A 20,278-nucleotide genomic window follows, 5' to 3' on the forward strand; every position below is an offset into this window, starting at 1 on the left:
ACGTCGCTGCGATCGGCGGCCCGCCGGAAGATCCGATACACAAAACCCCATAGCTCAGAGACTGCCGACCGCGGGTTCCTGCATGAGAGGCTTTCGTACGCCTGACGGCACCCGAAACCCTTCACCAAAGCGGTCATCTATCGAAGGCGAGCCTACGTCCGCTTTTGGCGCGAAGCTGCCATTCCGCCAGGACCGTAATTGCTATCGAACCGCGAGCATGGCTAACCGATACGACAGCGCGTAAGGTGACCGACAATCACTGTCTGGCGCTCCGCCTCAAGCCGCAGCCGTGCGCCGCTTCATCCGCTCGCTGATGATGATGATAAACCCGGCGCTGAGGATGAGAATGGCGCCGATGAAGGTGTTGGCGCCGGGGATGTCTCCCCAGATCAGGTAGCCGAGCAAGAACGCCCAGACCAGCGACGTATATTCGAATGGCGCGAGCACCGAGACGGGCGCCTGCCGCATGCCTTCGAACAGCGCCAGCTGGCCGGCGCCGGCGATGATGCCGGTTAAGGCGAGCAGGACGATCTGGAAAGGCGTCGGCGTGTGCCAGTGGGCGATTGCCATGCCGGCGGTGAGGATGATGAACATGATGTTGGAGACGGCCATCTGGATATGGCTCTTCTCATGCAGCGCCGTCTTGCGCAGCAGCACCATGCCGCTTGCCCAGAGGACGGCTGCCTGCAGCGCCAGATAGACCGGCCAGGAGATCGACAGGCCAACGGGATTGGAGGCGATCAGCACGCCGCAGAAGCCGACCCCGACCGCCATCCAGCGGGCGAGGGTGACCTTTTCGCGCAGCACGATGGTCGCGAGAATGGTGCCGACGATCGGCGCGGCATAATAGAGCGTCGTCACCTCTGCGAGCTGCAGATAGGAGGCGGCCGAATAATAGGAAATCCAGGCAACCAGGATGATGATGCTGCGCAGGATCATCGGCTTGATGATCGGCGAGCGCGCCACCTTGCGGACCAGCGACGGGCCTTCGAAGACGAAGCAGCCGGCCAGGATGGTGCAGCTTCGAATGAACAGGACCTGCCAGACAGGGATGGAGGCAACGAGCAGCTTCACCGCCGAGTCATGGGCAGTGAACAGCATGTAGGCAAACACCGTAAGCAGGATGCCATAGCTGATGGGGTTTTTCACGGGGGCACCAAAGGGATGGCCCGACTCGGGCCGACTGAAGAATCTTTCAGGTCTCAACCGATAGGAGCCTACTTTTTCGCCGTCAATAGGACATTTTGCCAAGCCCTGCACATATGAATGATTTATTTGAGGTTGTGGCGTCTTTGCCTCCGCTTTAACAGAGGGAGACGAAATGTGACTGTTTCCGCTCTTTTCAATCGTTGCGATTTCAATCGATTTAAATAGACTGCGGCACCGATCGGGAGGGTTTTTTATGGACGATATGACGAGATTGGAGGGTCTTGAGGCGCGCAGGAGCGGATTCTTCACAAAACCGCGCGCGGCCGTTTCTCTGATGTTCTTGATCAACGGCTTCATGGTCGGCTGCTGGGCGCCGAAAATTCCGGAATTCGCCGAGCGGCTGCAACTGACGAAATTCGAGCTTGGCCTGATGATCCTGGTCTTCGGCGTCGGTTCGCTTGTCATGATGCCGCTTGCCGGCACGCAGATCGCGGTGCGCGGTTCGAGGGTCGTCGTCAGGGCGTTCGCGGTGCTGCTGGTGCCCATGCTTCTGGCTCTGACGCTGGCGCCGAACGTGTTGACGGCCGCCGTTGCGCTCTTCTTCTTCGGTGGCTTCATCGGTGCCATGGACGTGGCGATGAACGCCAATGCCGTATCGGTCGAGCAATCCATGCGCCGGGCGATCATGTCGTCCTGCCATGCCTTCTGGAGCCTGGGCGGCCTGCTGGGCTCGGCGATCGGCGGCTTCCTGATTTCGCATCTGGGCATTCTCGGCCATGCCGAGGTTTCGACCGTGCTGGCAGTCCTTTTCCTGATCGTTGCCTGGCCGATGGTTCTCGGCGACCAGCCGCATCCGGACGAGGCCAAGCCGAAGGCGCGGCTGCCGATGATCCCGCTGCCGTGGCTGCTCGGCATCGTCGCGCTGTTCTGCATGGTTCCGGAAGGTGCCGTGCTCGACTGGAGCGCGCTCTATCTCGGTCAGGAAAAGGGGGCATCGGTCATCCTGTCAGGCTTCGGCTTCGCCGCTTTTTCCGCCACCATGGCAACGATGCGCTTTGCCGGCGATTTCGTGCGCGATTGGCTCGGTGCGGTGAGGACGCTGCGCGTCTGCACGGTCTTTGCCATTATCGGCATGCTGACGGCGGCGTTGGCGCCGAATGCCGAGATCGCCATCCTCGGCTTTGCGCTTTGCGGCATCGGCATTTCCAACATGGTGCCGATCGCCTTCTCGGCGGCGGGCAACATTCCGGGCCTGCAGCCCGGCATCGCCATCTCCGTGGTCACCACGCTCGGCTATTCCGGCATGCTGGTGGCTCCCTCGGCGATCGGCTTTGCCGCCGAGCATATCGGCTTCTCGCCGGTGCTGATGGCGCTGCCGGTGCTGCTGCTCGTCGTGCTGGCGCTGTCGTCGCTGGCGCGCTACGCTGACGGCATCGGTGACAACAAGCAGTAATTTTGTCGCTTTTGCTCGGTATCGGCTAGATCCCGTCCGTTCAAAAGAGATGCCCGGAGCGGTTGACAACGACCGCTCCGTGATCCACCTGAAAGGCACCAGTTTTCCAAGGCCTGCGAGAGCTCTCCATGTCGTCTGCCAGTGATTTCGACCCGAAACCGCGCCGTTCCTCCGTTGCCGTCGATGTCGGCGGTGTAATCGTCGGCGGCGGCGCACCCGTGGTCGTCCAATCCATGACCAATACCGACACCGCCGATGTCGATTCCACCGTGGCGCAGGTGGCGGCCCTGTTCAAAGCCGGTTCGGAACTCGTGCGCATCACTGTCGACCGCGACGAGAGCGCTGCCGCCGTACCGAAGATCCGCGAGCGGCTGCTGCGTCTCGGCATGGATGTGCCGCTGATCGGCGATTTCCATTATATCGGCCACAAGCTGCTCGCCGATCATCCGGCCTGCGCCGAGGCGCTGGCGAAATATCGCATCAATCCCGGCAATGTCGGCTTCAAGGACAAGAAGGACAAGCAGTTCGCCGAGATCATCGAAATGGCGATCCGCTATGACAAGCCGGTGCGCATCGGCGTCAACTGGGGCTCGCTCGACCAGGATCTCTTGACCGCGCTGATGGACAAGAACGCCGCCGAGGGCTCGCCGCTGTCGGCTCGGCAGGTGACGCGCGAGACGATCGTGCAGTCGGCGCTGATCTCGGCCGATCTTGCCGAGGAAATCGGCCTGCCGCGCAACCGCATCATCCTGTCGGCAAAGGTCAGCCAGGTGCAGGACCTGATCGCCGTCTATTCCATGCTGTCGGAGCGTTCCGACCATGCGCTGCATTTGGGCTTGACCGAAGCGGGCATGGGCAGCAAGGGCATCGTCGCCTCGTCCGCCGCCATGGGCTATGTGCTGCAGCATGGCATCGGCGACACGATCCGTGTTTCGCTGACGCCGGAGCCGAATGGCGATCGCACCCGCGAGGTGCAGGTGGCGCAGGAGCTGTTGCAGGTCATGGGCTTCCGCCAGTTCGTGCCGGTCGTTGCGGCCTGTCCCGGCTGCGGTCGCACCACCTCGACCGTCTTCCAGGAACTGGCGCAGAACATCCAGAACGACCTCCGCAAGAACATGCCGGTCTGGCGTGAGAAATATCCGGGCGTCGAGGCGCTGAACGTCGCCGTCATGGGCTGCATCGTCAATGGACCCGGTGAGAGCAAGCACGCCGATATTGGTATCTCGCTGCCCGGCACCGGCGAATCGCCCGCCGCCCCCGTCTTCATCGACGGCCAGAAGGCGATGACGCTGCGCGGGCCGAATATCGCTTCGGACTTCGAAGCGCTGGTCGCCGACTATATCGAGAAGCGGTTCGGCCAGAAGAGCGTCGCGGCGGAGTGATCCGCCGCACAGTTTTCCTGGAATTGCTCTATATATTGCTCGTCAGCAGCTTGATGCCAGCGAAGCAATAGAAGCCGGCCATGGCGCCCTCGATCCAGCGGCGCGCGTTCCTGTAGATCTTCAGCGCATGCGGCGTCGAGAACAGCATCGCATAGCCCATGAACGCCACGAAACCTGTGACGCCACAGACGGTAATGATCAGCACCGCCACCGAAGCAGGCGCGCCCTGCGGCATGCCGAGCGCGATGATGGCGAGCCAGGCAAAGATCGCCTTGGGATTGGTGACGTGGATGCCGTAACCGCGCAGGACCAGCGACTTGAAGGTCGGAGCCTTTGTTTCGGTGGTAGCGGTCAGTACGTCGCCGCTTGCCCGCACGGCGCGAAATGCCTTGTAGGCGAGATAAAGCAGATAGATGCCGCCGAAGATCTTCAAAACCTCCAGTGCCATCGCGTAGGTCTGCAGCAGGGTGGCGAGGCCGGCGGCAGCTGCGATCGCCCAGGTCAGCGAGCCACCGAAGATGCCGAGCGCGAGGGTCATGCCCGCCTTGCGGCCGTGCGTCATCGATGTGCCGATGATGGCCATGATTGCCGGCCCAGGACTGACGACGGCGATGATATAGGCGATATAGGCCGGCAGGATCTGCGGCAGATAGGCAAGCGTCTCGCGCATGGAGAAAATTCCCGGGACGTTGGCTGGCGCGGACAATTCCGCGTCTACGGGCCAATTCGGCACGGGAATTTGTCATAAAACCTGCGGGAAATCACCCTCCGCTGCGGAGATTTTTGTCATGGTGACATTGGGCTGTTTCGAAAGGCCCATGCAACAGGGTGCTCTGGTGCAAGGCAAGCCACTCGGTCCGAGAGATTTCAGTTCCTGCGGTTCGCCACGAACCGCGCCGTTTCGACAAGCACATCCGCCTTGTCGCCGTAACCGGACAGCAGATCGGCTGCTTCGGTGACCAGCCTTGCAAGCGTCGTCTCGGCCCATTCCCGGCCGTGCAGCCCCACCAGCGTGCCCTTGCCGCGGGCGGCATCCTTGCCGGTTGCCTTGCCCATGGTGGCGGCATCGGCTGTCAGGTCGAGCAGGTCGTCGGCCAGCTGAAAGGCGAGGCCGATTTTTTCGCCGAAGGTTCGCAGGCGCCTTCGATCCTCGGCGCCAGCGCCGGCGATGATGGCGCCGGCCTCGCAGGCGCAGCGGATCAGCGCGCCTGTCTTCATCGCCTGCAGCGTCGTGATGCCGTTTTCGTCCGGCGTTTCTTTTTCCGCGGCAAGGTCGAGTGCCTGGCCGCCGGCCATGCCGCCGATGCCGGATGCCCGCGCGAGCGCAAGCACGAGCGCCATTTTCCGGTTCGCCGGCAGCTCCGTTTCCGGCGCGGCGATGATATCGAAGGCGTAGGTCAGCAGGCTGTCGCCCGCCAGGATCGCTGTCGCATAGTCGAAGGCGATATGCACGGTCGGCTGGCCGCGACGCAGGTCGTCGTCGTCCATCGCCGGTAGGTCGTCGTGGACAAGCGAATAGCAATGCACGCATTCGAGGGCTGCGCCGATCCTCAGAGCTGCATCCGCATTGCCGCCGAGAAGTGCTGACGACTCCATGACGAGAAAGGGTCTCAGCCGCTTGCCGCCATTCAGCACGCCGTGGCGCATCGCGCTCAGAAGCCGGGCGGGACGAACGATCTCATCGCCGAGGCTGGTATCGGCGAGAAGCCGGCTCAGCGTGGCCTCGATCTTGCCGGCATTCTCCCTGAGGCGCTGTTCGAATGAGGAATGGGTGCTGTCCATGGCCGCTGTTTGGCATGAGAGGCGGTTGCTGGCAACGAGAATTGTCAACAGCCGGGTGGGGAATTGCGTCGCACTCTGGTCATCGCTTTGTGTAGACGGTATGACGATTGCAGCATTCTGAGCGTTTCCCGGATGCGTGAAGAATGTTCCGGGATGGAGCGATCGTGGACGTCAGGCAATTGGACATATCGACTGATAGCGAGGGGGAAGCCGAGATGCCGCAACGGTTCTCGCTGTTTGCGCGCTTCAAGGACCGTCCTCTTTGGCAACGCATCGTCCTCATCCTGATCGGCTTGTTGCTGCTGCCCTATCTTTTCATCCTCCTTTACGTATTGCCGTTCGTACACCCGGTCTCGACCCTGATGCTGCGCGATGCCTTGACGTTTCAGGGATATGATCGCCGCTGGGTTCCGCTCGACCAGATAGCGCCGGTGCTGGTGAAATCGGTCATGGTCTCCGAGGACGGGCAGTTCTGCTTCCATGGCGGCGTCGATTGGGGTGAGATGCGGATGCTGGTCCAGGAGACGCTCCAGGGCAAATCCACGCGCGGCGGCAGCACGATCCCGATGCAGACGGTGAAGAACCTGTTTTTATGGAACAGCCGTTCCTTCGTGCGCAAGACGCTGGAGCTGCCGCTTGCGGTTTCCGCCTCCTTCGTCTGGCCGAAGCGCCGGATGATGGAGATCTATCTCAACGTCGCCGAATGGGGCCCCGGCATCTACGGCATCGAGGCGGCGGCGCGATATCATTTCAAGGTGCCCGCTTCCAAGCTCACCGCGCGCCAGGCGGCTCTTCTTGCGGTCTCGCTCCCCAATCCGATCGATCGGGTGGCGAGCAAGCCGGGGCGCGGCCTCAGCCAGCTCGCCTCGCTGATCCAGCGGCGTGCGAGGAATGCCGACGAATACATCAAATGCCTTTATGATTGAGATCAGAACTTGTCGTTCGATCGGCTGAGCGTCATCTGGCATTCTTGCTCATGACGTAAGGGCGGAGGATCTGCCAACCCCGGATCGGACATGCCCATGAATTTCGACGGTTTTTCTCCCGAGCTGCTGCAATATGCCAAGAGCCTGCATCCTGAGCCGCCGCGCCATCTCGGCACGCGCTACGATCTCTCCGGGGTCTTCCAGTACGAGCCAGGCAATACGATCGTCTGCCATGTGCCTGAGGGCTCGCAAACACAGCGTGCGATGGTAGCGGCACGGCAGAAGTACCTCGCGATGCCGGAAGCCCGGCAATTCACCTTCACGCCGATCTCCAGCCTGCATATGACGCTGTTCCAGGGGATCATCGAATATCGCCGCACACCGCCTCATTGGCCTGCGGATATTGCGCTCGACACGCCGATCGACGAGATGACCGAAATCATGCGCGAGCGCCTCAAGGCCTTTTCCATGCGTGATCCGTTCAAGGTGGCGGTGACGAAGGCGCGGCCCAGCGGTCTGGTGGTGGAGGGCGCCACGGAAGCGGATCGCAAGACGATACGGCAATGGCGCGACGCACTGGCCGATCTCCTCGGCTATCGCCATCCCGATCACGACACCTATGTTTTTCACATCACCTTCGCCTATGTCATCGAGCGGCTGTCGGACGAGGCGCTGCCGCGCTGGCAGGCGATGCTGGACGAGGTAGCGGCCGAGCTTCGCGCCGAGGTGCCCGTTCTCGAGCTGCGGCCACCGGCCTTCTGCTCGTTCGAGGATATGAACCATTTCGAGGAACTTCGCGTCCTCGAATTCCGGAGCTAACAAGGGAGCAGGGATCATGGACAAGCTGACCCTTTATATCGGCAACAAGAACTATTCATCCTGGTCGTTCCGGCCGTGGATCGCGCTGGAGGGTTGCGGCATCGCCTTCGAAGAGGTTCTGATCCCCTTCGATTTTCCGGGCGGCAATCCCAGCATTCGCGAGGTTTCGCCGACGGGCAAGGTGCCGATGCTGGTCCACGGTGGCTTCAAGGTCTGGGAATCGCTTGCCATCATCGAATATGTGGCCGAGCTTTTCCCTGATGCCGGGCTGCTGCCCAGGGACCTTGAGGCACGAGCGTTGGCACGATCCTACAGCATGGAGATGCTGTCCGGTTTCAGTGCTCTGCGTAATGCATGCCCGATGAACATGCGTCGTCCGGTGAGCTGCCCCGACCGGCTGGAAGGGGTCATGGAGGATGTGGCACGCATCGAAACCATCTGGCGCGAGGCGCGCTCCCGTTCCGGCGGGCCTTTCCTGTTCGGGGCGTTTTCGGGAGCGGATGCGATGTTCGCGCCGGTCGTCAGCCGCCTCGAAAAATACGATATCGTCACGGCCGCCGACACGCGGGACTATATGGCTGCCATGAAAGCGCTGCCCGCCTGGAAGAAATGGGAGGCGGCTGCGCTCAAGGAGACATGGATCGTGCCGGAGGACGAGGCCTGATCGCTGATTCAGCTCCGACATGTTCGAATCAGCCGCGGCGGGCAAAAAATGCTGGGAGGGACTGGTCAAAGCCCGACAAGCCATGTATAAGCCCGGCCAAATTCCGAAATTGATCCATGTCTGTTTCGGCCGCCTGGCTGGCCGCTGATATGTTTCGTCCGCAAAGTGGAGTAACGAAAAATGGCTGTACCGAAGAGAAAAACAAGCCCGTCCAAGCGCGGTATGCGCCGTTCGGCTGATGCGCTGAAGGCTTCGACCTACGTCGAAGACAAGAACTCCGGCGAACTGCGTCGCCCGCATCACATCGACCTGAAGACCGGCATGTATCGCGGCCGTCAGGTTCTGACGCCGAAGGAAAGCGCATAATTTCAGCGCTGCCCTTAGTGGCATGAATTAAAAAGGCTGGCGGTTTGCCGGCCTTTTTTCGTTTTGATCGGGTTGTATGGGTGGAAGAAAAGCCGCCTGTTTGTATGCCGCACCTCTGATACCCCCCTCTGTCCCTTTCGGGACATCTCCCCCACAAGGGGGGAGATCGTTGGGAGCTTGGGGGCCGTTACCCGTAAAACAACAAGCTATAATTTCAGCGGATTCGATGTTCGCTTGAGGCAAGGGTTGCCTGCGAGTTACTAATCTCCCCCCTTGTGGGGGAGATGTCACGAAGTGACAGAGGGGGTATGCGCTCTCCGCAAGTTCAGGGCCGGCTCTCATCCCGCCTCCGCCCTCCGGAACGTTGAAGAAGGGCGGGCACCTTCTCCCCCGAGGGGAGAAGGGTAGATTTCACAAGCTATCCAGCTTGCTCTGCATGGCGCGGAGCTGTTCCTTCAGCTCGTCGATATCCTTGGCCTCGGCCTTGCGGCTTTCCTTCGCCGGCGGCTTCATGAAGGGCGAGAACATCTGCATGGCCTGCTGGAACATCTCGGTGTTGCGGCGGACCTGTTCCTCGACCATCTGGATCGGCAGTTGCAGGTTTTTGCCGAGCGGCGTTTCGCCGAAGGCCCGGTTGATCTGCTCGCGCATCTGCACCTGTTGCTCTGTGAACGAACGCATGGAATGCTCGAGAAAACTCGGTACGACCATCTGCATCTGATCGCCGTAAAAACCGATCAGCTGGCGAAGGAAGGAAATCGGCAGCAGCGTGTTGCCGGTCTTTGATTCCTGTTCGAAAATGATCTGCGTCAGGACCGAATGCGTAATATCCTCACCGCTTTTTGCATCCTGGACGGTAAATTCCTCACCCTTCTTGACCATCTCCGCCAGGTCGTCCAGCGTCACGTAAGTGCTGGTTCCGGTGTTGTATAGGCGGCGATTGGCATATTTCTTGATTACGATCTGGCCCTCATTCTTTGCCATTATCAGTCTCCTGGCCCCGTCTGATTGTATGGAATACTCCTCCACCCCCGAGTGTAGACGCAAAAGAAGCTTGGTGACAATCGCTTTGTGCGATGCGGCAAGCCCTTTCCTTTGATTGCATTTTTTGAAGGCGGTGACAGCATTCGTGAAATGTGCGCGATGGAAATTCTTGCTGTTTGACTCAGGCGCAAAGCTTTGACAGTTTCGCCTCATATACTGTCCATTCTGTGAGGAGGCATCCATGAGCAGTTCATCCATCGTCGTCGCCAGCGCGGCTCGTACCGCCGTCGGCTCTTTCAACGGTGCTTTTGCGGCCGTTCCCGCGCACGAGCTTGGCGCCACCGCCATCAAGGGCGCGCTGGAACGCGCCGGCGTCGATGCCAAGGAAGTCGACGAAGTGATCCTCGGTCAGGTGCTGCAGGCCGGCGAGGGACAAAACCCGGCCCGGCAGGCTGCGATGAAGGCCGGCATCCCGCAGGAAGCGACCGCCTGGAGCGTCAACCAGCTTTGCGGTTCCGGCCTGCGTGCCGTAGCACTTGGCATGCAGCAGATCGCGACCGGCGACGCGAAGATCATCGTTGCCGGCGGGCAGGAATCCATGTCGATGGCCCCGCATGCCGCGCATCTTCGCGCCGGCACCAAGATGGGCGATATGAAAATGGTCGACACGATGATCAAGGACGGCCTGATGGATGCCTTCCACGGCTATCACATGGGTATCACGGCGGAGAACGTGGCGCGCCAATGGCAGCTTTCGCGCGAGGATCAGGATCAGTTTGCGGTGTCCTCGCAGAACAAGGCCGAGGCCGCGCAGAAGGCCGGGCGGTTCAAGGGCGAGATCGTTCCCTTCATGATCCAGTCGCGCAAGGGCGACGTCACCGTTGATGCCGACGAATATATCCGCCACGGTGCGACGCTGGACGGCATGGTCAAGCTCAGGCCCGCCTTCGACAAGGAGGGCACGGTAACAGCCGGCAACGCTTCCGGCCTCAATGACGGTGCGGCCGCAGCCGTGCTGATGACCGAGGCGGAAGCCTCGCGCCGCGGCATCCAGCCGCTCGCCCGCATCGTTTCCTGGGCAACGGCTGGCGTCGATCCGCAAATCATGGGCACGGGACCTATCCCGGCGTCCCGCAAGGCGCTGGAAAAGGCGGGCTGGTCGGTCGGCGACCTCGACCTCGTCGAGGCCAACGAGGCTTTCGCTGCTCAGGCGTGCGCTGTCAACAAGGATCTCGGCTGGGATACGTCGATCGTCAATGTCAATGGCGGCGCCATCGCCATCGGCCATCCGATCGGCGCTTCCGGCGCGCGCATCCTCAACACGCTGCTGTTCGAAATGAAGCGCCGTGGCGCCCGCAAGGGTCTCGCCACGCTGTGCATCGGCGGTGGCATGGGTGTTGCCATGTGCTTCGAGGCGTTTTGAAGCATCTCGCGCGCGGGGGCGCTCGAGGTGATCCTGAGCAAGGTTTTCCAGAAGAAGCGGTGAAGGCGGAGCGGGCGACCTGAAGAGCGGTCGTCCCGTCTCCGCAGCAACAAAGGGGAGTGGCACATGAGCAGAGTGGCATTGGTAACGGGGGGTACGCGCGGCATCGGAGCGGCCATTTCAATGGCGCTGCGCAATGCGGGCTACAAGGTGGCGGCAACCTATGCCGGCAATGAGGAAAAAGCGCGGGCCTTCCACGAGGTGACAGGCATTGCCGTCTACAAGTGGGATGTGACCGACTACGAAGCCTGCGGCAAGGGCATCGCCAAGGTCGAGCAAGATCTCGGTCATGTCGAGGTCCTGGTCAACAATGCCGGCATTACTCGGGACGCCATGTTCCACAAGATGACGCCGCAGCAATGGCAGGAGGTTATCAACACCAACCTCACGGGCCTGTTCAACATGACGCATCATGTCTGGCAGGGCATGCGCGACCGCAGCTTCGGCCGCGTCGTCAACATCTCGTCGATCAACGGCCAGAAGGGGCAGATGGGCCAGGCAAACTATTCCGCTGCCAAGGCCGGCGACCTCGGCTTCACCAAGGCGCTCGCGCAGGAGGGAGCTGCCAAGAACATCACGGTGAACGCCATTTGCCCGGGCTATATCGGCACGGAAATGGTGCTTGCTGTGCCGGAAAAGGTTTTGAACGAGCGCATCATTCCGCAGATCCCCGTGGGGCGCCTGGGCGAGCCCGAGGAAATCGCCCGCGTCGTTGTCTTCCTTGCCAGCGACGATGCCGGTTTCATCACGGGATCGACGATATCAGCCAATGGCGGCCAATTCTTCGCTTGAAGCCGATCTTCGTTATCGGTGGGATTGCCGGGCTCGCCCGGCAATCATCCTCGGCTTGAATTGGCCGATTGCCGCTGTCGCGGCTTGAATTCCAGGACGACGGCTTCCAGTGCCATCCGCCGTTTTTCCTTGTCACGCGCCCTTGTCGCGCAGACGAGCGCATAAAAACTGGTGCCAATGAGCGCGAACGCTGCAATGCTTGCGATGATTGCGGCCATGATGCCGTTCCTTTCTCAAAACACTGCTCCCTTCCCGCGATCGGTCGTCGCGGGAAGAGGATTGTCCTACAGGAGTTGCTCTCCGGGAATCCGGCGCAAAGAGCCTGACGGTCATGACCGACCGTCAAGTACGATCGGCCATGAGATGTCAGCCTGCCTCAGCGGCAACGAGCCTCGTAACGGCGGCCATAGCGGTCGCGGTAGATGCAATAGCCACGACGATCTTCCGACCGTCCGATAAGGTTGCCAACGACACCACCGGCGACAGCGCCGACGGCAGCACCGCCCCAGCTATGCGTGGCCACGCCGCCGATCAGCGCGCCGGTACCGGCGCCGATGGCTGTGCCTTTTTCGGTGGAGGTGCACGACGCTAGTGCGCCGACAAGCGCGATCGCGACGATGATCTTCTTCATGGTGTTAGCTCCCTGGTGTTTCGAGGTTTTCAACAATGATCTGAGATTAGATCCGACCCATCAATAGCAGAATGAGAACGATAACGAGAACAAGTCCGAGGCCGCCCGATGGACCATATCCCCAAGCCCGGCTGTAGCCCCAGCTCGGAAGTGCGCCGACCAGTAGCAGAATCAGTATGATGAGCAGTACTGTACCAAGCATGATGCGTCCTCCATGTGCGTCGCTCGAACATTCCGCCGGCGCGGGCTTACCGCCCGTCCGACAGCATGCTTCATGTGGCCCCGCTAATCCGTTTATGGCGAATTAGCGGAGTTCCTTGCGTTGCTGCCGTAGAAACTTTCTTCCGGGAAAATTGTTCCGGCTAAGAAATAAAAATACGCGAGTGCAATGAGCTCGATGTCCGGCAAAGGGTTAACGCGACCAGGTGATGTGATGGCGGAGCCGGCCAGGCAAGACTTATGCTTATGGTTAAAATTTGTTTAAAATACAATATGTTGCGGTGAACGAAACGGGAAAGCGATCATGTCTGTGATTCGTCGGCGATTCGTTCTGCATATGAGCCTTGGTTAACGTCGGGGTCGGCGGGGAAGGCGTTTGCGCTCGACGCTCGATCGGGAAGGAGCCTGCGCGGATCGCCGGAAAGTGGTGCGTCGCGGGTCCGATTGGTTAATGGGGACCAATTTGCGCATTGGCCGGGCGCGCGTGCCGTTCTTCATCTCGCGATGCATTTCTGTCCAGCTACTAGATATGGCCGTGAACAAACGAAATACGGAGACGAATCAGCGATTCGTCTCCGATTCGTTCCGGCTTTGGTCGAAGTGTTAATGGATACAATTACAGGGTGTATTTATTGATTCATTATATCTGAGCTCGCTGAAAGATTAATCGCAATCCCAGATTCGGGCCGAATCGCGGTCTCAACCATTCAGAGTCCTGCGTGTTTTCGACGAAAAGCCGCTATATATTGTAGAGAACAAAGGCAGAAACTACCGGAATCAGCGATTCGTCGCTGATTCGTTCGGGCTTTGGCCCAATTGTTAATGCGACGGCGCGCGCATCGGAAAATCCAGCATATTTACAAATGATTAACCGTAAACCCGCGTGAAATTTCGCCTCTCGTGAATTCACTGCTTGACTCCTCTTTCCGCGAAAAAGGTCATGAAAGTATGATTCAGTATTTGGTGGGATTCTGTGAATCGAAATCCATATATAGTGGTGAACGAATGAGGAACGACGCCGAGTCAGCGATTCGTCGCCGATTCGTTCCCAGGCTGTTCCCCAGTCGCCGGGACTCGCATGGGGTGCAGCGATAATGTATCTTTTGGTTGAGACTGCCGTTTATGAAATCAGCTGTTGCGGCCGCTGTTTTTTGATTCAGGTCTTGCCTTTGTCACATATGGTCGTCATCTGTTCTTCTCTTCAAGGAGGAGCTCGCTGATCGGAAGACGGTAGTTTCTCGCCCATGCACGGACCCATGACTCAAATCTCGCAGCCCATGATCCTGAGCGGACGCGGCGTAACCGCGGTGCTCGGACCTACCAACACCGGCAAGACCCATTATGCCATCGAGCGCATGGTGGCGCACGGCAGTGGCGTGATCGGCCTGCCGCTGCGGCTGCTCGCGCGTGAGGTCTATACGCGCGTCGTTGAGAAGGTCGGGGCCCAGCATGTCGCGCTGGTGACGGGTGAGGAAAAGATATCGCCGCCCAATGCACGCTTTTCGGTCTGTACCGTCGAGGCCATGCCGCGCGAGACGCGTGCTTCCTTCGTCGCCATCGATGAGGTGCAGCTCGCCGGAGATCTGGAACGCGGCCACATCTTCACGGATCGCATCCTGCATTTGCGCGGCCGGGACGAGACGCTGCTGCTCGGCGCCGGCACGATGCGGCCGATTCTCGAGCAGCTTCTGCCCGGGATTACCGTCCTCGAACGGCCCAGGCTGTCACATCTCTTCTATGCCGGGCAGAAGAAGATCACGCGCCTGCCGCAACGAACGGCGATCGTCGCCTTTTCCGCCGACGAGGTTTATGCCATCGCGGAGCTCATCCGCCGCCAGCGCGGCGGGGCCGCCGTCGTGCTCGGTGCGCTGAGCCCCCGCACCCGCAATGCACAGGTGGCGCTCTACCAGGAAGGCGAGGTCGAATATCTGGTTGCGACCGATGCCATCGGCATGGGCCTCAATCTCGACGTCGATCATGTCGCCTTTGCGCAGGATCGCAAGTTCGACGGCTATCAGTTCCGCACTCTCAATCCCGCCGAGCTCGCCCAGGTCGCCGGGCGCGCCGGGCGCCATCTGAAGGACGGCACTTTCGGCGTGACGGGCCAGGTCGATCCCTTCGACGACGAGCTGGTGCGCCGGATGGAGGGGCACGAATTCGACACGGTGAAGGTGCTGCAGTGGCGCAGCAAGCATTTCGACTTCGCCTCGATCGCCGCGCTGCGCGCCAGTCTCGAAGACGCGCCGCGCGTGCAGGGCTTGACGCGGGCGCTGCCTGCGGTAGACCAGCAGGCGTTGGAATATCTGTCACGCGATCTGGAGATTGCCGATCTTGCCAGCAGCCCGGCGCGGGTCGAGAAATTATGGGAGGCCTGTGCGCTTCCCGACTATCGGCGCATCACGCCCGCCCAGCATGCCGATCTTATCGCTACCCTCTTTTCCGATCTCGTGCGCTATGGCACGGTGAAAGAGGACTTCCTGGCCGAGCAGGTGCATCGTGCCGATCGGACAGATGGCGAGATCGACACGCTTTCGGCGCGAATCGCGCAGATAAGGACTTGGACCTATGTGTCGAACCGGCCCGGTTGGCTTGCCGATCCGACACACTGGCAAGAAAAGACGCGGGAAATCGAAGATCGATTGTCCGATGCGTTACATGAACGGTTGACGAAACGCTTTGTTGATCGCAGGACATCTGTGCTCATGAAGCGCCTGAGAGAGAATGCGATGCTGGAAGCTGAAATCAGTGTGAATGGGGATGTCTTTGTCGAGGGGCATCATGTGGGGCAGTTGACCGGATTCCGGTTCACGCCAATCTCGGGAACGGAGGGACCGGACGCCAAGGCTGTCCAGTCGGCTTCGCTGAAGGCGCTTGCGCTGGAGTTCGAGGCGCGTGCCGCCCGCATGCACGCGGCCGGCAACAGCGATCTTGCGATCAGCGCCGATGGCCTCGTGCGCTGGCTCGGCGATCCCGTGGCGCGCCTGTCGAGCAGCGATCATATCATGCGGCCGCGTGTCCTCCTGCTCGCCGACGAGCAGTTGACCGGCAATGCGCGCGATCATGTCGCCGCCCGCATCGAGCGCTTCGTGAACCATCATATCAGCACGATCCTGAAGCCGCTCGACGATCTCCAGCGCGCTGAGGATCTGCAGGGCCTCGCCAAGGGGCTGGCCTTCCAGCTGGTGGAAAATCTGGGCGTGCTCTTCCGCCGCGATGTCACCGAAGAGGTGAAGTCGCTGGATCAGGACGCGCGCGCCTCCATGCGCCGTTATGGCGTTCGCTTCGGCGCCTATCATATTTTCGTGCCTGCGCTGTTGAAGCCGGCTCCGGCCGAGCTCATCACCCTGCTCTGGGCGTTGAAGAACGATGGCCTGGACAAGCCGGGCTATGGCGATCTCATTCCGGTGCTGGCCGCCGGCCGTACCTCCGTTGTCACCGATCCGAGCTATGAGCGCATGTTCTACAAGCTCGCCGGCTTCCGCTTCCTTGGCAAGCGCGCGGTGCGCATCGATATTCTCGAGCGGTTGGCGGATATCATCCGCCCGCTGCTGCAGTGGAAGCCCGGCCAGGCTTCGCGCCCCGAAGGCGCCTATGACGGCCGCCGCTTCACGACGACGACGGCGATGCTCTCGATCCTCGGCGCGACGCTTGAGGACATGGAGGAGATCCTCAAGGGTCTCGGTTATCGTGCCGATCCCGTGAAGGCGGAGGAGGCGACAGCCTTCCTCGCACAGCAGGATGCGGTGGCGGCGCCGGCCGCGCAGGCGACGGAAGCTGCTGCCGAAAAGGCAGACCATGACGATGCCGACGCTGCCAGCGACGAGCCCGCCAAGGAGGCCGAATCAACCGCCGAAGAACCAGCTCCGGCTGCGGATGCGCCGACTGAGCCGGCGGTTGCGGCAACCGAAGCCACCGAAACCGAAACTGAGGCCGTTGCAGCCGAGCCGGTGGAGCCGAAGCCGGTTCTGCTTTGGCGTCTTGGCGGCCGCAGCGATCAGCAGCAGCGGCAAGGCGGGCGTGGTCACGGTGATCGCCGTGGCCAGCAGGGCGAGGGCCGCGCTCAGAACGGCAACCGCCGCACTGGCGAGCAGCAACAGCAGCCGAGCGGTGAGGCCAATCGCGAAGGCCGTGACAAGCGCGACGGTCGCGAAGCCCGTGGTGGCGACAAGGGTCCGCGCACCAATAATCGCGATGGTGGCCGTCCGCCGCATCAAGGTGGCCGCCCCGAGCGCAACGACCGCCAGGAACGCGGCGATCGCAATGACCGCAACAATCGGAACGACCGGAACAATCGTGGCGCGTCGCAGCCTTTGCGCTTCGAAGCCAAGCCGCCGCGCAAGGAAAAGCCGATCGATCCGGATTCTCCTTTCGCAAAGCTCGCTGCGCTCAAGGAGCAGATGAAGAAATAGGCTATGAAGGACGAGGGACAGACATTTTCCGGTTCGCGCCAGCGCATCGACAAATGGCTGTTCTTTGCCCGCATGGCGAAATCCCGCTCGCTGGCCCAGGTTTTTATACAGAATGGCAATGTGCGGGTGAACGGCGAACGGGTCGTACAGCCGAGCCACGGCATTAAGGCCGGCGACCGGATAGAGCTATCTCTCGAGCGGCGCGATTTGATCCTCATCGTGCGTGCACCCGGCGAACGCAGGGGGCCTTTTGAGGAAGCCAAGCTACTCTACGAGGACCTGACGCCGCCGCCAGATGAGACAAAACGCCTCACGGCTTTCGAACAGGCCTTGCGGGCGCCGGGCAGCGGCAGGCCGACGAAACGCGACCGGCGCGCCATCGACCGCCTGACCAAGGACGAGGATTAGAAAACTCTGCCTGCCCCGGACGGTTTTCAAGATTGTTTGTCCTTGAAATTAGCTTGCAAAGTCGATACCTCACCATCAACCTGCCGGTAACCAGCCGGACGGCACGGGTGCTCCTTTGGCATTCGTCTGTTCGTTCGGCACCGCGGGAGGGCGCGACGTTCCAGGTTGCGCATCCGCGGAAAACTAGAGACATTCCTGGAGTGCTTCATGACATATGTCGTGACCGACAATTGCATCCGCTGCAAATACACCGATTGCGTGGAAGTCTGCCCCGTCGACTGCTTCTACGAGGGCGAGAATTTTCTCGTCATCCATCCTGACGAATGCATCGATTGCGGCGTCTGCGAACCCGAATGTCCTGCCGAGGCGATCAAGCCCGATACGGAGCCGGGCCTCGACAAGTGGCTGAAGATCAATACCGAATATGCGTCCATCTGGCCGAATATCACGGTAAAGCGCGATCCACTGCCGCAAGCCAAGGAAATGGACGGCGAAGAGGGCAAGTTCGAGAAGTATTTCTCGGCGAACCCCGGCGCGGGCGACTGATCGAAAGCCGTGACAGGCTGCCGATAAAGGTGTAGTCGATATCGCACGGAACGAATCATTGCCGTTGGGCCGCGTGGGCTGTCAACGTGGCCTTTTTGGCGCGCGTGAAGCAAATTATTGATTTCCTCAGATTTTTGTGATAGCTTGCCTACACTGATCCACAGCGGCATTTCGCATGCCCAAAACCATCACGAAAGCAAATTACCAATCCGTACGCGGTTTCCTTGACATATCAACGTTTTGAGTTGTCGGGTCTGGGATCGCGATGGAGGGGTTTCTTTTGCATGAGTCTGGCTGGACCAGGATGAAGTCACCCGACGGTGCTTCCGTCTCATCCGGGCCTGACTGACCCGGCGCCGGCCCTCACCGGTGCGTAACAGGGAGTTTTTGAAAAGAATGACGACCCAGCAGAAAAAACCTTCAGCAGCACGCCATGGCTTCAAGACTGGTGAATCGATCGTATATCCCGCTCATGGTGTTGGTACGATCACCGCGATTGAAGAGCAAGAAGTCGCAGGCATGAAGCTTGAGCTTTTTGTAATCGACTTCGAAAAAGACAAGATGCGTCTGAAGGTGCCCGTGGCCAAGGCCATGAGCATTGGCATGCGTAAGCTTTCCGAGACGGATTTCGTCGAACGGGCGCTTAAGGTTGTCCAGGGCAAGGCTCGCGTCAAGCGTACCATGTGGTCGCGTCGCGCTCAGGAATATGATGCCAAGATCAATTCCGGCGATCTGATCTCTATCGCTGAGGTGGTTCGCGATCTTTATCGTGCCGAGAATCAGCCGGAACAGTCTTATTCCGAACGTCAGCTCTATGAAGCCGCGCTCGATCGCATGGCGCGCGAAATTGCTGCCGTAAACAAGATGTCGGAGACCGAAGCCGTTCGCCTCGTCGAAGCCAATCTCAACAAGGGTCCCAAGCGCGGCAAGGTCGTCGAAGAAGACGATTCCCAGGACGAAGCCGCATAAGGCCAGTGCCAGATACTGCTTCAAAAAACCCGGCCATCGTGCCGGGTTTTTTCTTTGGAACCTTTTTCCGTTTGCCGCGTTTAAGGCTCGTGTTGGCGGTCGGTGCGGGTTCCTTCCTACGGGTGAGTTTTCTCGACTGGCTGTTTCATTGACGTTCACGAGGACCGGCCTATGCGTTTTCATTCGAAGCTCCCCGGCGATCTGAAGATGCTTCAATCGTCAGATTCGTTCGCTGATATCGAGTTAGACTAGTCATCGATTATCCGGCGAGCCGGAGATTGGTCTCCAATTGCATTTCACTCATTGATTTTCATCCGAGCGGGGATGTTCGGAAACGATGCTTGCTGCCCTTTTCGTCGACCGCGGCACAGAGACGACTTGAGGCCGAACCCAGGAGATGCATATGACGAATATGTCTGCAGATCGGCGCATGATTAAAGTTGCGATGGCTGCTCCATATCTAGATCGTGATGAAGAACATGATCTCGCCATACGTTGGAAGGATCACGACGATCGCGGCGCCCGCAATCAGATCGCGACCGCCCATATGCGCCTTGTCATTTCGATGGCAGGCAAATTCCGGAATTTCGGACTGCCGATGAGCGATCTCGTGCAGGAAGGTTACGTCGGCTTGCTGGAAGCTGCCGCCCGCTTCGAGCCGGAGCGGGAAGTGCGCTTTTCGACCTATGCCAGCTGGTGGATCCGCGCGTCGATCCAGGATTATATCCTGCGCAACTGGTCGATCGTGCGCGGCGGCACGAGTTCGGCGCAGAAGGCGCTGTTTTTCAATCTCCGCCGTCTGCGCGCCAAGCTCGCAAGAAGCAATTCGAGCATTACCGTTCAGTCTATTCACGAGGAAATCGCCGTCACGCTCGGCGTCAGCCTTGCCGATGTGCAGACCATGGATGCGCGTCTTTCCGGCAGCGACACCTCGCTGCAGGCGCCTTCGATAGCAAGCGATTCCGAAAGCGCCGAACGCATCGACTTTCTCATCAGCGACGAGCCGCTTCCGGATGAGCAGGTTTCCGACATGATCGACGGCGAACGTCGTCGCATCTGGCTTGCATCGGCGCTGAAGCACCTGAACGAACGCGAGATGAAGATCATCCGTGCGCGCCGCCTGGTCGAAGATGGGGCGACACTGGAGGAGCTCGGCGCCGATCTCGGCATTTCCAAGGAACGTGTGCGTCAGATCGAAAGCCGCGCGATGGACAAGCTCCGCAGCGCGTTGGTGGATGCCGACCCGCGTATGGCAACCTATGCCTGAGAGGCACCTTCTCCCGATCGGGGGAAGGT

Annotated in this window: 20 protein-coding genes; 13 read left to right on the forward strand and 7 right to left on the reverse strand. The window is 60.2% G+C overall.

Translation table 11 applies throughout. From position 1 onward, the window contains the following. Nucleotides 1–276 precede the first annotated feature (276 nt). Nucleotides 277–1,149, reverse strand: coding sequence for a DMT family transporter (locus JTP94_RS26470; RefSeq protein ID WP_204853397.1), 873 nt, complete (start codon nucleotides 1,147–1,149; stop codon nucleotides 277–279). A gap of 253 nt (nucleotides 1,150–1,402) precedes the next feature. On the opposite strand from JTP94_RS26470, the gene JTP94_RS26475 reads away from it, so the two are divergent. Both JTP94_RS26475 and ispG read left to right on the forward strand, forming a co-directional pair. Continuing rightward, nucleotides 1,403–2,602: an MFS transporter gene (locus tag JTP94_RS26475; protein ID WP_204853398.1), complete on the forward strand. Its 1,200-nt coding sequence runs from the start codon at nucleotides 1,403–1,405 to the stop codon at nucleotides 2,600–2,602. Between the two features lie 128 nt (nucleotides 2,603–2,730). Then, nucleotides 2,731–3,984 (forward strand): flavodoxin-dependent (E)-4-hydroxy-3-methylbut-2-enyl-diphosphate synthase, encoded by a 1,254-nt coding sequence (gene ispG / locus JTP94_RS26480; RefSeq protein WP_204853399.1) that lies wholly within the window; start codon nucleotides 2,731–2,733, stop codon nucleotides 3,982–3,984. Nucleotides 3,985–4,012: 28 nt separating this feature from the next. On the opposite strand, the gene JTP94_RS26485 is transcribed toward ispG, so the two are convergent. Both JTP94_RS26485 and JTP94_RS26490 read right to left on the reverse strand, forming a co-directional pair. Beyond that, nucleotides 4,013–4,654 carry a LysE family translocator gene (locus tag JTP94_RS26485; protein WP_204853400.1) on the reverse strand — a complete coding sequence of 214 codons (642 nt, stop codon included), beginning with the start codon at nucleotides 4,652–4,654 and terminating at the stop codon, nucleotides 4,013–4,015. Nucleotides 4,655–4,851: 197 nt separating this feature from the next. Continuing rightward, nucleotides 4,852–5,766: a polyprenyl synthetase family protein gene (locus tag JTP94_RS26490; protein WP_204853401.1), complete on the reverse strand. Its 915-nt coding sequence runs from the start codon at nucleotides 5,764–5,766 to the stop codon at nucleotides 4,852–4,854. 179 nt (nucleotides 5,767–5,945) lie between these two features. Between JTP94_RS26490 and mtgA the strand changes: the two genes are divergently transcribed. From mtgA to rpmF, 4 genes are all read left to right on the forward strand, one after another. Beyond that, entirely contained in the window at nucleotides 5,946–6,692 is a 747-nt protein-coding gene (gene mtgA, locus JTP94_RS26495) for a monofunctional biosynthetic peptidoglycan transglycosylase (RefSeq protein WP_204853672.1), read from the forward strand. Between the two features lie 96 nt (nucleotides 6,693–6,788). Further along, nucleotides 6,789–7,511 (forward strand): DUF1868 domain-containing protein, encoded by a 723-nt coding sequence (locus JTP94_RS26500; protein ID WP_204853402.1) that lies wholly within the window; start codon nucleotides 6,789–6,791, stop codon nucleotides 7,509–7,511. Between the two features lie 16 nt (nucleotides 7,512–7,527). Further along, on the forward strand, nucleotides 7,528–8,175 hold the full coding sequence (locus tag JTP94_RS26505) for a glutathione S-transferase family protein (RefSeq protein ID WP_204853403.1): 648 nt from the start codon (nucleotides 7,528–7,530) through the stop codon (nucleotides 8,173–8,175). A 180-nt stretch (nucleotides 8,176–8,355) separates the two neighbouring features. Then, nucleotides 8,356–8,541, forward strand: a complete 186-nt coding sequence (rpmF, locus tag JTP94_RS26510; RefSeq protein ID WP_006724402.1) for a 50S ribosomal protein L32 — start codon at nucleotides 8,356–8,358, stop codon at nucleotides 8,539–8,541. Nucleotides 8,542–8,952: 411 nt separating this feature from the next. Here the strand turns inward: rpmF and phaR are convergent, their stop codons facing one another. Then, on the reverse strand, nucleotides 8,953–9,525 hold the full coding sequence (gene phaR, locus JTP94_RS26515; RefSeq protein WP_034509395.1) for a polyhydroxyalkanoate synthesis repressor PhaR: 573 nt from the start codon (nucleotides 9,523–9,525) through the stop codon (nucleotides 8,953–8,955). A gap of 241 nt (nucleotides 9,526–9,766) precedes the next feature. On the opposite strand from phaR, the gene JTP94_RS26520 reads away from it, so the two are divergent. Then, on the forward strand, nucleotides 9,767–10,948 hold the full coding sequence (locus JTP94_RS26520; protein ID WP_204853404.1) for an acetyl-CoA C-acetyltransferase: 1,182 nt from the start codon (nucleotides 9,767–9,769) through the stop codon (nucleotides 10,946–10,948). 126 nt (nucleotides 10,949–11,074) lie between these two features. After that, entirely contained in the window at nucleotides 11,075–11,800 is a 726-nt protein-coding gene (locus tag JTP94_RS26525; RefSeq protein WP_204853405.1) for a beta-ketoacyl-ACP reductase, read from the forward strand. Nucleotides 11,801–11,844: 44 nt separating this feature from the next. Here the strand turns inward: JTP94_RS26525 and JTP94_RS26530 are convergent, their stop codons facing one another. The 3 genes from JTP94_RS26530 to JTP94_RS26540 form a co-directional block, all read right to left on the reverse strand. Beyond that, nucleotides 11,845–12,018, reverse strand: coding sequence for a hypothetical protein (locus tag JTP94_RS26530; protein ID WP_204853406.1), 174 nt, complete (start codon nucleotides 12,016–12,018; stop codon nucleotides 11,845–11,847). A gap of 158 nt (nucleotides 12,019–12,176) precedes the next feature. Beyond that, nucleotides 12,177–12,431 carry a YMGG-like glycine zipper-containing protein gene (locus JTP94_RS26535; RefSeq protein WP_034481118.1) on the reverse strand — a complete coding sequence of 85 codons (255 nt, stop codon included), beginning with the start codon at nucleotides 12,429–12,431 and terminating at the stop codon, nucleotides 12,177–12,179. A 46-nt stretch (nucleotides 12,432–12,477) separates the two neighbouring features. Continuing rightward, nucleotides 12,478–12,633 (reverse strand): DUF3309 family protein, encoded by a 156-nt coding sequence (locus tag JTP94_RS26540; RefSeq protein WP_120666106.1) that lies wholly within the window; start codon nucleotides 12,631–12,633, stop codon nucleotides 12,478–12,480. Between the two features lie 1,273 nt (nucleotides 12,634–13,906). On the opposite strand from JTP94_RS26540, the gene JTP94_RS26545 reads away from it, so the two are divergent. The 5 genes from JTP94_RS26545 (at nucleotide 13,907) to JTP94_RS26565 (ending at nucleotide 20,249) form a co-directional block, all read left to right on the forward strand. Next, entirely contained in the window at nucleotides 13,907–17,059 is a 3,153-nt protein-coding gene (locus JTP94_RS26545) for a helicase-related protein (RefSeq protein WP_204853407.1), read from the forward strand. 3 nt (nucleotides 17,060–17,062) lie between these two features. Beyond that, nucleotides 17,063–17,467, forward strand: a complete 405-nt coding sequence (locus tag JTP94_RS26550) for an RNA-binding S4 domain-containing protein (protein ID WP_204853408.1) — start codon at nucleotides 17,063–17,065, stop codon at nucleotides 17,465–17,467. A gap of 207 nt (nucleotides 17,468–17,674) precedes the next feature. After that, a complete protein-coding gene (fdxA, locus tag JTP94_RS26555) occupies nucleotides 17,675–18,013 on the forward strand; it encodes a ferredoxin FdxA (RefSeq protein WP_034509384.1) in 339 nt (112 codons plus the stop codon). Nucleotides 18,014–18,409: 396 nt separating this feature from the next. Then, a complete protein-coding gene (locus tag JTP94_RS26560; RefSeq protein ID WP_034509382.1) occupies nucleotides 18,410–18,982 on the forward strand; it encodes a CarD family transcriptional regulator in 573 nt (190 codons plus the stop codon). Nucleotides 18,983–19,385: 403 nt separating this feature from the next. Continuing rightward, on the forward strand, nucleotides 19,386–20,249 hold the full coding sequence (locus JTP94_RS26565) for an RNA polymerase factor sigma-32 (protein ID WP_037195866.1): 864 nt from the start codon (nucleotides 19,386–19,388) through the stop codon (nucleotides 20,247–20,249). Nucleotides 20,250–20,278 lie beyond the last annotated feature (29 nt).

The organism is Martinezella lusitana (genome assembly GCF_016901135.1).
In the GTDB taxonomy this organism is placed as follows: domain Bacteria; phylum Pseudomonadota; class Alphaproteobacteria; order Rhizobiales; family Rhizobiaceae; genus Rhizobium; species Rhizobium lusitanum_D.

Bases quoted from the DNA above. Each gene is read 5' to 3' on its own strand.
- ispG (WP_204853399.1), top strand. From the start codon at position 2,731: ATGTCGTCTGCCAGTGATTTCGACCCGAAACCGCGCCGTTCCTCCGTT.
- JTP94_RS26535 (WP_034481118.1), bottom strand. From the start codon at position 12,431: ATGAAGAAGATCATCGTCGCGATCGCGCTTGTCGGCGCACTAGCGTCG.
- JTP94_RS26560 (WP_034509382.1), top strand. From the start codon at position 18,410: ATGACGACCCAGCAGAAAAAACCTTCAGCAGCACGCCATGGCTTCAAG.
- rpmF (WP_006724402.1), top strand. From the start codon at position 8,356: ATGGCTGTACCGAAGAGAAAAACAAGCCCGTCCAAGCGCGGTATGCGC.
- JTP94_RS26530 (WP_204853406.1), bottom strand. From the start codon at position 12,018: ATGGCCGCAATCATCGCAAGCATTGCAGCGTTCGCGCTCATTGGCACC.
- JTP94_RS26520 (WP_204853404.1), top strand. From the start codon at position 9,767: ATGAGCAGTTCATCCATCGTCGTCGCCAGCGCGGCTCGTACCGCCGTC.
- JTP94_RS26500 (WP_204853402.1), top strand. From the start codon at position 6,789: ATGAATTTCGACGGTTTTTCTCCCGAGCTGCTGCAATATGCCAAGAGC.
- JTP94_RS26565 (WP_037195866.1), top strand. From the start codon at position 19,386: ATGACGAATATGTCTGCAGATCGGCGCATGATTAAAGTTGCGATGGCT.
- JTP94_RS26475 (WP_204853398.1), top strand. From the start codon at position 1,403: ATGGACGATATGACGAGATTGGAGGGTCTTGAGGCGCGCAGGAGCGGA.
- fdxA (WP_034509384.1), top strand. From the start codon at position 17,675: ATGACATATGTCGTGACCGACAATTGCATCCGCTGCAAATACACCGAT.
- JTP94_RS26550 (WP_204853408.1), top strand. From the start codon at position 17,063: ATGAAGGACGAGGGACAGACATTTTCCGGTTCGCGCCAGCGCATCGAC.
- JTP94_RS26490 (WP_204853401.1), bottom strand. From the start codon at position 5,766: ATGGACAGCACCCATTCCTCATTCGAACAGCGCCTCAGGGAGAATGCC.
- JTP94_RS26540 (WP_120666106.1), bottom strand. From the start codon at position 12,633: ATGCTTGGTACAGTACTGCTCATCATACTGATTCTGCTACTGGTCGGC.
- JTP94_RS26525 (WP_204853405.1), top strand. From the start codon at position 11,075: ATGAGCAGAGTGGCATTGGTAACGGGGGGTACGCGCGGCATCGGAGCG.
- JTP94_RS26505 (WP_204853403.1), top strand. From the start codon at position 7,528: ATGGACAAGCTGACCCTTTATATCGGCAACAAGAACTATTCATCCTGG.
- phaR (WP_034509395.1), bottom strand. From the start codon at position 9,525: ATGGCAAAGAATGAGGGCCAGATCGTAATCAAGAAATATGCCAATCGC.
- JTP94_RS26545 (WP_204853407.1), top strand. From the start codon at position 13,907: ATGACTCAAATCTCGCAGCCCATGATCCTGAGCGGACGCGGCGTAACC.
- JTP94_RS26485 (WP_204853400.1), bottom strand. From the start codon at position 4,654: ATGCGCGAGACGCTTGCCTATCTGCCGCAGATCCTGCCGGCCTATATC.